General features: G+C 68.2%; 9 protein-coding genes and 3 pseudogenes. 8 read left to right on the top strand and 4 right to left on the bottom strand.

Annotated elements, in window-relative coordinates:
• Window positions 1–687 precede the first annotated feature (687 nt).
• The 5 genes and pseudogenes from AB0L95_RS40960 (at window position 688) to AB0L95_RS40940 (ending at window position 4705) form a co-directional block, all read left to right on the top strand.
• The gene (locus AB0L95_RS40960) at window positions 688–1449 is read left to right on the top strand and encodes a cyclase family protein (RefSeq protein WP_365171610.1); all 762 of its coding nucleotides are present in this window, start codon (window positions 688–690) and stop codon (window positions 1447–1449) included.
• A 32-nt stretch (window positions 1450–1481) separates the two neighbouring features.
• Entirely contained in the window at window positions 1482–3236 is a 1755-nt protein-coding gene (locus AB0L95_RS40955; protein WP_365171608.1) for a CocE/NonD family hydrolase, read from the top strand.
• Window positions 3233–3502 (top strand): 3-keto-5-aminohexanoate cleavage protein, encoded by a 270-nt coding sequence (locus tag AB0L95_RS40950; RefSeq protein WP_365171606.1) that lies wholly within the window; start codon window positions 3233–3235, stop codon window positions 3500–3502. Before AB0L95_RS40955 ends, AB0L95_RS40950 begins: the two co-directional genes overlap by 4 nt.
• Window positions 3503–3621: 119 nt before the next feature.
• A pseudogene (locus AB0L95_RS40945) lies at window positions 3622–4049 on the top strand (3-keto-5-aminohexanoate cleavage protein).
• A 41-nt stretch (window positions 4050–4090) separates the two neighbouring features.
• On the top strand, window positions 4091–4705 hold the full coding sequence (locus AB0L95_RS40940) for a TetR/AcrR family transcriptional regulator (protein ID WP_365171604.1): 615 nt from the start codon (window positions 4091–4093) through the stop codon (window positions 4703–4705).
• 763 nt (window positions 4706–5468) lie between these two features.
• Here the strand turns inward: AB0L95_RS40940 and AB0L95_RS40935 are convergent.
• Window positions 5469–6720 (bottom strand): annotated as a pseudogene (locus tag AB0L95_RS40935) (IS3 family transposase).
• 90 nt (window positions 6721–6810) lie between these two features.
• Window positions 6811–7218, bottom strand: coding sequence for a helix-turn-helix domain-containing protein (locus AB0L95_RS40930; protein ID WP_365171602.1), 408 nt, complete (start codon window positions 7216–7218; stop codon window positions 6811–6813).
• A 454-nt stretch (window positions 7219–7672) separates the two neighbouring features.
• Between AB0L95_RS40930 and AB0L95_RS40925 the strand changes: the two are divergent.
• Both AB0L95_RS40925 and AB0L95_RS40920 read left to right on the top strand, forming a co-directional pair.
• Window positions 7673–7926: pseudogene (locus AB0L95_RS40925) on the top strand (alpha/beta hydrolase); the annotation flags it as partial.
• Window positions 7927–7948: 22 nt separating this feature from the next.
• Window positions 7949–8302 (top strand): hypothetical protein, encoded by a 354-nt coding sequence (locus AB0L95_RS40920; protein WP_365171612.1) that lies wholly within the window; start codon window positions 7949–7951, stop codon window positions 8300–8302.
• 888 nt (window positions 8303–9190) lie between these two features.
• Here the strand turns inward: AB0L95_RS40920 and AB0L95_RS40915 are convergent.
• On the bottom strand, window positions 9191–10615 hold the full coding sequence (locus tag AB0L95_RS40915; protein WP_365171600.1) for a cytosine permease: 1425 nt from the start codon (window positions 10613–10615) through the stop codon (window positions 9191–9193).
• Window positions 10616–11518: 903 nt separating this feature from the next.
• Between AB0L95_RS40915 and AB0L95_RS40910 the strand changes: the two genes are divergently transcribed.
• The gene (locus AB0L95_RS40910; protein WP_365171598.1) at window positions 11519–12052 is read left to right on the top strand and encodes a hypothetical protein; all 534 of its coding nucleotides are present in this window, start codon (window positions 11519–11521) and stop codon (window positions 12050–12052) included.
• On the opposite strand, the gene AB0L95_RS40905 is transcribed toward AB0L95_RS40910, so the two are convergent.
• Window positions 12009–12800 carry an IS5 family transposase gene (locus tag AB0L95_RS40905; protein WP_365171596.1) on the bottom strand — a complete coding sequence of 264 codons (792 nt, stop codon included), beginning with the start codon at window positions 12798–12800 and terminating at the stop codon, window positions 12009–12011. The two genes, AB0L95_RS40910 and AB0L95_RS40905, sit on opposite strands and share 44 nt — an antisense overlap.
• Window positions 12801–13187: the final 387 nt, after the last annotated feature.

Below are 13187 nucleotides of genomic sequence, written 5' to 3'. Positions count from 1 at the left end.
GATCGTCACCAACTGGCACACCGACCCGAAGGACGCCGTTCCCTTCAGCTGAACGAACCCGTGATCCAGGCTGGTGACGCGTAGCGTGCCAACCTGGTGACAACCACCGTGCTTTGCCTGATCGAAGTCGCAGGTCAATGGAGGCCAATGGTGACAACTAACGTGCTTCGACTCAGGTGGTTTCAAAAAACTCGACCTTGAGCCAGGTACGTTTATGAAAGCGACACCAGGGGAGGGTGCCGTGACCGGCGACGAGGCACAGACGCACAAAGTGCGGTTAGAGCAGCTGGGGGTGACGAAGAAGCTGCTCCAGGACGTCCTGGAACAGGCGGCCAGCAACGCGCGGATGTGCACGGAGTTCGACGCGCCGGCGATGCCGGGCATCACGTTCTGGAGCAGGACCAACCGCTACCTCGCGGAGCAACTGACCGACCCGGAGAAGCAGAGCCCGGTGTGGAAGTACACCACCCGTGACAGCATCCTGCGCGTCGTCCACCCCACCGGGAGCCACGCCATCACCGCGGTGAGCGGAGCCGGCGGCGTGGGCGACCGTGACCGCAAGGTCAGGTCGAAGAACCCCAAGGGGCGCGTGTTCACTCTCTTGCCAACTGGCTGTACGCACGTACAGTCAGTTGGGTTGCAGCCCTCTGACGGGTCGGACGAGAGGAAGCAGCCGATGAGAGACTCGTGGACATCTCGGTGTCCCTGCGCGCCGGGATCGCGTCCGACCCGCCCGGCCACCTGCCGACCATCGAGTACCACGACCACCAACGTACCGCCGTCGACGTCCTGGCGTTCTTCCCCGGTGCCGGCAGTGCCGACCTGCCCAATGGCGAAGGCTGGGCGATCGAGCGCGTCCAGATGACCACCCACAACGGCACACACCTCGACGCGCCCTACCACTACGCGTCCACCATGGACGGTGGCGCCCGCGCCATCACCATCGATGAGGTCCCCCTGGAGTGGTGCCTGCAACCGGCCGTGAAGCTCGACTTCCGGCACTTCCCCGACGGCTACGTCGTCACCCGCGACGACGTCCGGGCCGAGCTGCGGCGGATCGGGCACACCCTGTCGCCGCTTGAGATCGTCGTCGTCAACACCGCCGCCGGTGGCCGGTACGGTGAAGACGACTACGTCTCCTCCGGATGCGGGATGGGCCGCGATGCCACGCTCTTCCTGCTCGAACAGGGCGTCCGGCTCACCGGCACCGACGCCTGGAGCTGGGACGCGCCCTTCGTGCACACGGCCGCCCGCTACGCCACCGAACGCGACCCCACTGTCATCTGGGAAGGCCACCGCGTCGGCCGCGAGATCGGCTACTGCCACCTCGAAAAGCTCGCCAACCTCGACACCCTGCCCGCCACCGGCTTGTCCATCTCCTGCTTCCCCGTGAAGGTCCACGAGGCCTCTGCGGGCTGGACCCGTGCCGTCGCCATCCTCGACAGCTGACCGACCTTCCTGCACGACGAAGTGAGGAACCCATGCCCGACGACCCCTACCGCACCGAACTCGCTGACGGGATGCGGATCGAGTGGAACGTCCCCATCCCGGTCGACGACGGCACCGTCCTGCGCGCCGACATCTTCCGCCCCGACGACACCGACGCACACCCGGTCCTGATGACCTACGGCCCCTACGGCAAAGGCCTGCACTTCGCCGAAGGCTTCCCCGCCCAGTGGGACAAGCTCGCCACCGACCACCCCGACGTCACCGCGGGCTCGACGAACAAGTACCAGGCCTGGGAGGTCGTCGACCCCGAACGCTGGGTGCCGCACGGTTACGTCTGCATCCGGGTCGACTCCCGTGGCTCCGGCTGGACTCCCGGCTACCTCGACCCGTTTTCCCCGCGGGAAACCCAGGACTACTACGAAGCGATCGAGTGGGCGGCCGCGCAGCCGTGGAGCAACGGCAAGATCGGCCTCAACGGCGTGTCGTACTACGCGATGAACCAGTGGCAGGTCGCCGCGAAGCGCCCGCCGCACCTGGCCGCAATCTGCCCGTTCGAAGGCGCAGTCGACTTCTACCGGGACGCGACGCACCACGGCGGGATCGTCTCCGAGTTCTGGGCCACCTGGTACCCGTTCCAGGTCATGAACGTCCAATATGGACTCGGCGAGAAGGGTCGCATCAACCCGAACACCGGGCAGTCGATCGCGGGCGCCGAAACGCTCGACGAGGACACTCGGGCGGCCAACCGCACCGACATCCGCGCCGCGATCCAGGCCCACCCGCTCGACGATGACTTCTACACCCAGCGCCGTCCCGACCTCAGCGCGATCGAGGTGCCCGTGCTGTCTGCGGCCAACTGGGGCGGACAGGGGCTGCACTCCCGCGGCAACTTCACCGGCTTCACCGACGCCGGCTCGGCGCGCAAGTGGCTCGAAGTCCATGGCCTGGAGCACTGGACCGAGTTCTACACCGACTACGGCCGCGACCTGCAAAAACGGTTCTTCGACCACTTCCTGCTCGGCGCCGACAACGGCTGGGACACGCAACCGCCCGTCCAGCTGCGGATCCGGGACGCCGACGGCGGCTTCACCACCCGCGCCGAACAGGGATGGCCCCTGGCAAGGACGAACTGGACGACCTACTACCTCGACTTCGCCGGCGGCGCGCTCACCGCCGAACCGCCCGCAGACGCATCCGCAGTCGAGTTCGACGCGCTCGGCGACGGCGTCACGCTGCTGGCCGAGCCGTTCGCCGAGGACACCGAAATCACCGGCCCGTCGGCGACAAGCCTGTCTCTGCGCTCCTCCACGACCGACGCCGACCTGTTCGTCGTCCTGCGCCTGTTCGACCCCGACGGCCAGGAGGTGCTGTTCACCGCGGCCGTCGAACCCCGGGCGCCGCTGTCGCAGGGCTGGCTGCGCGCGTCGCACCGCAAGCTCGACCCCGCCCGCAGCCGGCCGTACCAGCCGTGGCACACCCACGACGAACTCCAGCCCCTGACGCCCGGCGAGGCCTACCGCGCCGACGTCGAGATCTGGCCGACCTGCGTCGTCGCCCCCGCCGGGTACCGGCTCGGCCTGACCATCCTTGGCCGCGACTACGACAACAGCCTCGGCGCGCCGCACCCGATGATCTACCGTCGGGCGATGACCGGCTCCGGCTGCTGGTGGCACACCGACCCTGCCGACCGCCCCGCCGACGTCTTCGGCGGCCGCACCACCCTCGAAACCTCCCCCGACCACCCGGCCACCCTGCTTGTGCCGATCATCCCGAGGAGCCACCCGTGAGCGTCGTCATCACCGTCGCCCCCACCGGCCCGATCGCCACCAAGGCGGACCACCCGCACCTGCCCACCCAGCCCGAAGAGATCGCCGACGCGGTCGCCCAGGCGTACGCAGCCGGGGCGTCGGTCGCGCACATCCACCTGCGGGGCGCCGACCACCGGCCGACCGCCGACCTCGGCATCGCGCGCCGCACGATGGATCTGATCGCCGAGCGGTGCCCGATCCTGATCCAGCTCTCCACCGGCGTCGGCCTCGACGTCCCGTTCTAGGCGCGGGCCGCGCTCGTCGAGCTCCGGCCGCGGATGGCCGCGCTCAACCCGTGCAGCATGAGCTTCGGAGCGGCCGAGTTCCGCAACCGCCCGCCGACGTCCGGCGGCTGGTCGGCCGGATGGCCGAGCTCGGCGTTAAACCGGAGCTCGAGATCTACGACACCGGCCACCTCGACGCGTGCTGCGCCTGCGCGACGAAGGCCTCCTCGCCGACGACCCGCTGCAGTTCTCCCTCGTGCTCGGCGTCGTCGGCGGCATGGCCGCGACCCCGGAGAACCTGCTCACGATGGTGCGGCGCCTTCCCGAGGACGCCATCTGGCAGGTCATCGCGATCGGCCGCCACAACCTTGAGCTGACCGCGATGGCCCTCGCCCTCGGCGGCAACGCTCGCGCCGGTCTGGAGGACACGCTGTACCTGCGCAAAGGCGAGCTCAGCCCGGGCAGTCTCCCGTTGGTGGAGCGCACGGCCGCGCTCGCGTGGGCGCTCGACCTTTCCGTCGCCGGCGTCGAGGAGACCACTGCGCGACTGCGCCTCGGCGCCCGCTGAGCGCGGCTACGCTGGCCAGGCCGCACCGGCGAGGAGGAACCGTGAGCCCCACCCACAAGCCGCCCGCAGGCAAGGCCGACCAGGTTCGCGCCGCTGCGGAGGTCGTGTTTGCGCGCAAGGGGTTCGACGGCGCGACCATGCGCGAGGTGGCCGACGCGGCTGGCGTCGGCCTCTCCCTGGTCGTCTACCACTTCACCACCAAGGAAGGGCTCTACCAGGCGATCTTCGACGCCCGTCAGTACGTCAACGACGCCCGGCTCGCGCGCCTCGCCGAGGTGACCGACACCGACGCGCCGGACGCGCTGGACCGCCTGGTGTCGGCTTTCATCGACCCGGTCCTCGACCTGCACGAAGACTCCGACGACGTGTGGTTCGCCCGGCTGGTGCTGCGTGAGGCGGCCGACCCGTCCAGCCAGGACCGGAAGATCATCTCAGGCCTGTTCGACCCGGTAGCCCGGGAGTTCGTGGCGAAGCTGAACCGGATCTTCCCGGACCGTCCCGAGGGCTACCACGCCTGGGCTTACCTCTTCGCCGTCGGCGCGCTGACGCAAAGCGCGTTCGATACTCGGATCACCAGCATCGCCGGACCGGAGACGGCAACGGGCAAACGAGAATACCTTCGCCGCTTCATCACCGCAGCCTTGCGTTACGGCTGAAGGCGGCGAATCCCCCTGTTCTTGGTCGCCAGAGGTTCACGCGCGGGATGACGCGCTCCGACTACCTCCGCCGCAACAGCCGCTATGCGGTTTAGATTGTCGAAATGACAGTCGACCAGGTCGTGACTGGATCGTCAGCGCTCGCCGGGGTAGCCAGTGCCGTCGCTGTGTTCCTCGCGTTCCGGATGGGTCGGCACACTCGAGATTCGTCTCGTGAAGCGGCTGCGGCAGTGAAAGACTTCTGGACACGGCGGCCCTCGATGGGTCGTGCGGGACGCGCAGGCAGACCAGGCCGGACGCCTTCGCGATATCGATCGCCGCGACCCGCGCGACCGTTCCGTCGTCGTGGTCTTCTCTCAACTCCTCCATGATGTACCCCCTGATGCGATGGTGCGGGCGGGGCTGCCCGGGGAGCCTTGAGGGGTGGCGGAGAAGCTGATCGGCGTGCTCAAGGCGACAGTGTGTGGCCCCTCGGACGGCTCCCTCACCAGACTCCTATGCGGGCTCACGGCTCAAACATCGATCGGCGTCAGCGGACAGCCCCACCCCCGATTTTCACGGCCGCGAGGCGTCATCCGCAGGTGTACGGCTGACTCCTCCTATAGCTGTCAAGGAAGGTCAGGCTGCTGTTGCCAGGCTTTGGCAGGAGGTCAGATTGTGCCCTGCAGTTCGGGGGACGAGTAGGCGGTAGACCTCACGGACGATGTGCCGTTTCAAACAGCGGATGATCTCGGTCTGAACCGCCCCGGGTTCGGTAGAGATCTCAGATTGTGCTTGTGACCTGGGGTTTCGTGAGTTCGGTGTAGTAGTTGGCTTCGTATTCGACGGGCGGGATGTGGCCTGTCTCACCGTGGAGTCTTCGGTGTTGTACCAGTCGACCCATTCGGTGGTGGCCAACTCGACCTGGGGGAGTGTCTTCCAGGGCCGCTGGGGCTTGATCAATTCGGTTTTGAACAGGCCGATCGTGGACTCCATCAGGGCGTTGCCGTACGCGTCACCGACGGATCCGATGCTCGCCGCGATGCCGGCGGCGTCCAGGTGCTCGGCGAGCTTGAACGATGTGTAGTGCGACCCGGCGTCGGAGTGATGGATCAACTAGCCCCGGCAAACGGGCTGTTGGTCGCGGTCGCGTTGCCAGATGGCCGTCTCCAGGGCGTCCAGGACGAAGACGGTCTCCTTCACGGTGGCCGCGGACCAGCCGACGATCCGGCGGGAGAAGGTGTCCACGACGAACGCGACATAGACGGTCGCGGACCAGGTCTTCACGTGGGTGAAGTCCGCCGCCCAGCACCGGTTCGGAGCGGCGGCGACGAAGTCGCGGTCGACCAGATCGGGGGCTCGTTGGACCTGTCCGCCGGGAATCGTGGTGATGACGCGTTTGCCGCGCACCGCGCCCTGGATGCCGAGCTCGCGCATCAGGCGCTCGACGGTGCAGCGGGCCGCTGCATGTCCCTGCCGGTTCAGCTCGCGCCAGATCTTCCGGGCTCCGTAGACACGGTAGTTGGACGTGTAGACGTCCTCGATCCTCTCTTTGAGCTCCTCGTCGCGCATACGGCGGCCGGAGGGCGTTTGGAGGCGTTTCTTGTGGGCGTAGTAGGTGGAAGGGGCGATCTTGCAGTCGTGCGCGGTGAGCGTCCTGCAGATCGGCTCGACCCCGCCGAAGCGGTCCCGGTGCTCGTCGATGAACGCTACGAGCGCGTGTGTTGCCGGTCGAGCTCGGCCGCGAAGAAACTCGCCGCGGCCTTCAGGATCTCGTTCGCCCGCTTCAGCTCGGCGTTCTCCTTCTTCAGCGCCTTGAGCTGGGCAGACTCCTCCGTCGTCGTCCCGGGACGCGTCCCCGCGTCGATCTGGTGCTGCTTCACCCAGTTCCGCAGCGTCTCGCGGGAACCGAATCGGAGCTTGTCCGTGACCGCCTGCAAGGCGGCCGTCTCGTTCGGGTAGTCATCGCGCACTTCGGCGACCATGCGTACCGCACGACGGCGCAGCTCAAGCGGGTAACGGGAGGGCCGTGCCATGACTCAATCGTTACATGGGATCGAGCCTCCACCTGACCCGGGGCGGTTCACACTCCGCGTTGGCCCGTGGTGGGATGGTCCAGCATTGCTTCAGGTGAGGACGCAGTTCCGGTTTTTTAAGACGCGCCCGATGGTGGAGTGGTCCAGATCGGGGATGTCCTCGACCAGCGCGACGTGCTTCTCCAGCAGCCGCAGCGACCACCGGGCATGACCCTGGGGAGGCGGTGAGCACGCCATCGCGATCAGCCGGGCTTCGACCTCACCGGTCACCGGCGAGGGCACCGGCGGGAGGTCGCGCTTCTTCCGCGCGATCGCGGCGTGAACATCGCCACCGGTCTCGGCGAAACGCTTGGCGACCAACCGCAACGTCTCACCGGAGACACCGAGCCGGGCCGCGATCACCTCCTGCGAGCCGATCTCGCCTGCAGAGGTGTCGAGTCCGAGCAGCACCCTCGCCCGCCTGATCACCGAGGCCGGATGAACCCCCGTCGTCGTCACCCGAACCAACTCTTCACGATCAGCCGCGGTCAGCACCACGGCCTCTTCTTCTGCGAACCCATCGCACCAGTCCTGTCCCGCAGAGCGGAAGAGGAATCTGCCAGACGCCAGTCTCCCAATCAAACAGACCACAGCTAAGCGGCGACACACTACTAGGCCCCGCCCGCGGTGCCGCTGCCGCTCCCGGCGCACCTGTGCCACGTCCCCACCGCGCGGCGGGACTCCTCCCACGTCTTCCGCCGGCCCTGCATCCCCGCCATGTACCCCCGCCGTTCCCTCGTGCCACGGTCTCCGTACGGCTCCATCATGCGGTGCCGTGCCGCGCTCCTCCCACCCGCGGCGCCGGACGGTTCCCATCCCACCGGGCTTGCCATGGATCCTCGCGCACCGGCCTTGACTGCTTTGGCTAATGTGAGTAGCTTTTTAGCTATCGAAATTAGCTACGGAGGTCGACATGACTGAGTTCCTGACGTGGAAGGCGGCACCCTCGCCTACGAGGTGACCGGCTCCGGGCCGCTGATGGTGCTTGCGCACGGGATCGGCCAGAGCCGCGACGCCTATCGGTTCATGGTCTCAGAGCTGGTGACCGCCGGTTACCGGGTCGCGGCCGTGGACCTGCGAGGCAGCGGCGAGTCGACCGCGACGTGGCCGTCCTGCACCCGCACCGACATCGCCGGCGACCTGATCGCACTGATCGAGCACCCTGGGCCGGTGGAAGGGGACCTGGCAGGTGCCGACCACCGCGGCGATCGGCCGGGCCCGTCTGCGACTGGGCCCGGAGTCGCTCAAGGCACTGCGTGCCCGGGTGTGCCGGCCGGTGACGACCGAGGACACCGGCGGGGCCTGGTATCGAGGGTGGCGGCTGGTCGCAGTGGACGGCACCACCTTCGACGTGCCTGACACCGAGGCCCATGCCGCCTTCTTCGGCCGCCCGGGAGTCGGCCGAGGACCGGACAAGAGCACCTCTCCACAGGTGAGAGTGGCCGCGCCGGCCGCGCGCGGCACCCATGCTGTCTTCACGGCCGAGCCGCACCACTGGCTGTCCATGAAACCGAGCTGGCTCAGCGCCTGTTCAGCTCACTGACGCCGGGCGTGCTCCTTCTCGCCGACCGGGGCTTTCGCGGCTTTGACCTGTGGCGGGCCGCCGCCGCAACCGGCGCTGACCTGCTGCGGCGGGTCAAGAACGACGCCGTACTGCCCGTTTGGGCCCTACTGGAGGACGGCTCCTGCCTCTCGGAGATCGCCGCGGCCCGGGACAAGGACCCTCACCCGGACCCGGTCCGGGTCCGGGTGATCGAGTGCACCCTCGGCCGCGCTGATCACCACCATCCTGGACCCGAAGGCCGCCTCGGCCGCGCTGTATGCCCAGCGATAAGAGATCGAGAGCACGCTCGATGAGATCAAGACCCATCGTGGAGGTCCCCGCCTCGTCCTGCGCTCCCAGCACCCTGACGGGGCCGAACAGGAGATCTTCGCCTTTCTTTTGGTGCACCACGCCCTGCGGGAGCTGATGCACCAGGCCGCACAACAAGCGGACCACGATCCCGGGCGCGTCTCCTTCACCCGCACCCTGCGAGTCGTCCGCCGCCACGTCACCGGCCAGGCGGCGGTACTGCATCTACGGGGGCAGGCACGGGCGTCTGACTGCCGACCGGCCCGGGGTGTCGACCCGTGCCCCGTTATCCCGCGTGCTCTGCCCGCCTCCGCCGCCGTCAGCTGTGCTGTCTCCCGGCACACACACCCTCGGCGGCGCCAAAGTCCACGCCGACCTGCTCGATCGTTGCTTCGGGCCCCGCGGGTGTCTGGGCCGCTGCCGTCGGCAGGTCGTGCGCCGCGTCTCGGGGCTGTCCGGCCGTCGGCGTGTGACGGTGCGTTAGGGGTGCGATGGCCGGGACTTGCTGCGTTTGTCGGTTTTGCTGTGGCGCTGTGCTTCTGCAGGAGCTTCGTCTGCTTCACCGCGTGGGACGCGGTGCTATACGTGGTCGGCTTCGGCTTTGAGGCTGGCTCCGGTCCTGGTAACGGGTTCCGCCCCTGCGGGCAGTGCTGGGCTTCGCCGGGCGAGCAGCCAGTACAGCAGCGCGGTCGCCACGAGCCCGACGATCCAGGAGATGTCCGCGCCGCCCAGCGGCGCGACCAGCGGGCCCGTGTAGAACGCCGTGGCGAGGAACGGCAGTTGGGCGAGCAGACCTACTGCGTAGACCGCGAGCGCGTTCCAGCGCCAGGCCCCGTAGCGGCCCTGCGGGTCGAAGAGCGCCGGGATGTCGTACCGCTCCTTCGAGATCAGGTAGTAATCGACGAGGTTGATCGCCGACCACGGCGTGAAGAAGGTCAGCAGGAAGAGCAGGAAGTCCTTGAACGATGCCAGGAAGCTGTCCTTGCCGAGAAGCGCGACCGCCGTGCCCGCAATCATGATCAGCACGATGTACGCGGCCCGGCCACGCTGCGATAGCACGCGCTGGCCGCGGAATCCGCTGACGCTGGTGACCATCGACATGAAGCCGCCGTAGGTGTTGAGCACGTTGACGGTCAGCTTGCCGAGCGCGATCACGAAGTAGAGGAACGACGCGATCAGGCCCGCGCCGCCGAGGCCGACGACGTAGCCGACCTGGTTCGCAAGGAACTTGTCGCCCGCCGTCGCCGCCACCAGCACGCCGAACGTCATCGACCACTGCGAGCCGAGCGCGGAGCCCGACAGGGTCCACCAGAAGGTGGCCCGGCCGGAGGTGTTGCGGGGCAGATAGCGGGAGTAGTCCGCGACGTACGGCCCGAACGCGAGCTGCCAAGACGCCGACAGCGACATGGCGAGCAGGAACATCGGCAGCGAGAAGTGCGCGTTCTTCAGCAGCGTCGACAGGTCGGCGTGGTCGAGCAGGCGTATGCCCAGGTAGACGAAGGCGAGCGCGCAGATGACGCTCGCGAACCGGCCGAGGGCGTGGACGACGCGGTAGCCGACGACCGCCATGACCGCCGTGACCACGGCGAAGATCACGATGCCTGCGGTGTGGCCGGTGTGGGTGAGCTGGCCGACCGCCTGGCCCGCGAGCACGGAGCCGCTCGCGAAGAACCCGACATACATCAGGATCACGAGCAGCAGCGGGACCACCGCGCCGCGCACGCCGAACTGGGCGCGTGACTGGATCATCTGCGGGAGGCCGAGCTTGGGGCCCTGCGCGGAGTGCAGTGCCATCACAGCGCCGCCCAGCACGTTGCCCACCACCAGGCCGACCAGCGACCAGACGACGTCCCCGCCGAAGACGACGGCGAGCGCGCCGGTCACCACGGCGGTGATCTGGAGGTTGGCACCGAGCCAGAGTGTGAACTGTGAGAAGGCGGTGCCGTGTCGTTCCTCGTCCGGTACGACGTCGATGGAGCGTTGCTCGACAAGAGCCTCTGCCATGATCCGTTGCCCCTCCTCGGTCCCGTTGTCTGCGGACCTCGGGCTGCCAGGTCTGCATAATGGCATGCAGAGTTCTTGATGCTGAATAGATTGTCAAGAGGAAGCGCGCCATGAGCCTGAATGAGGAGTTTCCATCCTGAATTCGCAGGTCGAGCAGGGTTTGCCTGGCGATGGTCCGGCATGAGTGACCTTGCCGCCGACCGTGATCACGCATCTCGACCATGTCCCATCGGGTGACGTCCACCCCGGCCAGGACGAGCAGGGCCGGAAGCGGGGCGGTGGCGCGGCACATCCACGACGCTCAGACCGCCACCGACCACGCAACAACCGCCCAGTAACACAGAGCACCTGCACGCAGATTCGCCCCGACCCCTCCAACGGCCTGGAGCGCGACGAGTACCCGTTCACACCCGCAGGCCCCGACCTGACCATCGACCGTCGGGCCCTGACCATGTCCACGGCGGGGATACGGAAGCCGGTGGTAGCGATCGTGGTCGGCCCGACCGCGGGCCCACCATGGGCCGGCGACAAGCCCCCTGCCCGGCCCTGTATCCGCGGCCGCAGACCGAGGCTGGCAGCGCATGCCTCCCAGGCGGCCGGGCCCACCCATCGCGTGCGCAACCGGAGACAGCTCCTCGTGCGGTGGCTGCGCACGCCGGTAACCCAGGTGTGTGCAGCAGGCGGGGCGGAGCGTGCATCAGCACTCAGCACTCGTCTGCGCAGGGCCCTCGGCAGGTTGTGCAGCGTCTCTGATCAGCTTAGGTGACCTCAGTCAGCCGTAGTGGCTGGCTGAGAAGCTGTTGTCTTTCCGGACTTGAGAACTGCGTTTCTGCTGGTGGGGCGTGGCCGGCGGTTTCGTGGGAGTAGTGGCGTGTCGTGTTGTCGCTTCCCGGGAGGTCGTGGATGCCGTCGGTTGTTGGACTGCTGGAACAGCACGAACTCGCTGCTCGCCGTCGCGTTGACGGGCTGAGGGAGGAGGCCGACCGAATCCAGGCCGAGTTGGCCGCGGCCGAGCAGGAGTGGCAGGAGTGGGTGATCGCCCGCAGGCGAGTCGGTGCCGTGCTGACTCCGGACACCGGTACCGCGGCCGTGGAGGTTGCCCAGGAACCGCGCGACACGGATGCGCAGGCGGTCGTCCGGAACGCGGCGAAGGCGAAGTCGCAGGTGCCTGTGTGGCGTGAGGGTCTGGCCTGGCCGGCGCTGTCGGCGGACTACCAGCGGATCCTGCGGGTGACAGCCGACCGGGCCCGGCTCGGGCAGGGGCCGGTGACCTGTCAGGAGATGGCCGCCGCCTTCGGCATGGACGTGGTGCCGACACGGGTGGAGGCCCTGCGGTCGAAGGCGAAACGCCTGGTCGCGCGTGGCTGGCTGGCCGAGCCTGCCACGGGCCGGTTCACGCCCGCCCGCGGTGTGGCCCAGCCAGGCGGCGGCTCATGACCATGGTCATCGACCAGTAGACCACCGCTTCGGCACTGGCGGTGCGGCGCTCGTAGTCGCGGGCCACGCGGCGGCTGCGCATGAGGTGGGTGAAGAGACGCTCGACGATCCACCGCTTGGGCAGCACCACGAAGCCGCGCATGTCGTCGCTGCGCTTGACGATCGCCAGCACCAGCGCGAAGGCGGCCAGGCAGTGCTCGACGAGGCTGCCGGTATAGCCGCCATCAGCCCAGACGAGGACGAGGCGGTGATGCACGGCGGCCACCCGGGCCAGCAGAACCTGCGCGCCGGTGCGGTCGCCGACATCCGCAGCCGTGACCATCACACCTAGCAACAGGCCGAGGGTGTCGACCACAACGTGCCGCTTGCGCCCGTTGATCTGCTTGCCGCCGTCGTAGCCGCGACTGTCGGCGCCGATGACGGCGTCCGCCTTGACCGACTGCGAGTCGATCACCCCTGCCGTGGGCTCGGGATCCCGGCCCAGCTTCTCGCGGACCCTGGCGCGCAGCCGGTCGTGGAACTCCCTGACCAGGCCATGGTCGCGCCAGCGGCGGAAGAAGGCGTACGCCCGGTCCCAGGGCGGGAAGTCCACCGGCATGGCCCGCCATTTGATGCCGTTGTCGACCAGGCAGCGGATCGCGTCCAGCATCGCGCGGTGGCAGTACGCCTCCGGCTGCCCGCCGCGTCCGCGCATCCAGCCGGGCACCGGCAGCAGCGGCCGGACCTCGGCCCACTCCGTGTCCGTCATGTCCGTCGGGTACCGGCGCTCCCGCTCGGGCCGGCCGGCCGCGTTGCCGTACACGTGCGCGAGGCAATCACACGTTGGAGCGGCCGGGTTGGACTGCCCCGCCATCGACACGGAAGACTGCGGGACCGGGGCCTCCTGTTGCTCTATGGATTCGACACCCACGAGCTGTTCAGGAGGCCCCTTCCTCATGCCCTGGCTACGGCAGGATCACCCGACCGGGAATCCGCGTTCGACCGCCACCGCTCAAGATCGAAAAGACAACAACTTCTTACCTTGGTGTTTAACCTCGGGTGTCACCCGACCTGCTGATCTGCGGTTCTTCCCGGGACAGCCGAGGCGGCCGTTCTCCACGCTTCGAGATGTCGAGTCACGAAGTGCGAGAGAACG

Source organism: Streptomyces sp. NPDC052036, assembly GCF_040680495.1.
GTDB lineage: Bacteria > Actinomycetota > Actinomycetes > Streptomycetales > Streptomycetaceae > Streptomyces.
The sequence above is the reverse complement of the archived record's forward strand: the minus strand, read 5'-3'. Positions and strand labels throughout refer to the sequence as shown.

Bases quoted from the DNA above. Each gene is read 5' to 3' on its own strand.
- AB0L95_RS40955 (WP_365171608.1), top strand. From the start codon at position 1,482: ATGCCCGACGACCCCTACCGCACCGAACTCGCTGACGGGATGCGGATC.
- AB0L95_RS40915 (WP_365171600.1), bottom strand. From the start codon at position 10,615: ATGGCAGAGGCTCTTGTCGAGCAACGCTCCATCGACGTCGTACCGGAC.
- AB0L95_RS40910 (WP_365171598.1), top strand. From the start codon at position 11,519: ATGCCGTCGGTTGTTGGACTGCTGGAACAGCACGAACTCGCTGCTCGC.
- AB0L95_RS40905 (WP_365171596.1), bottom strand. From the start codon at position 12,800: ATGACGGACACGGAGTGGGCCGAGGTCCGGCCGCTGCTGCCGGTGCCC.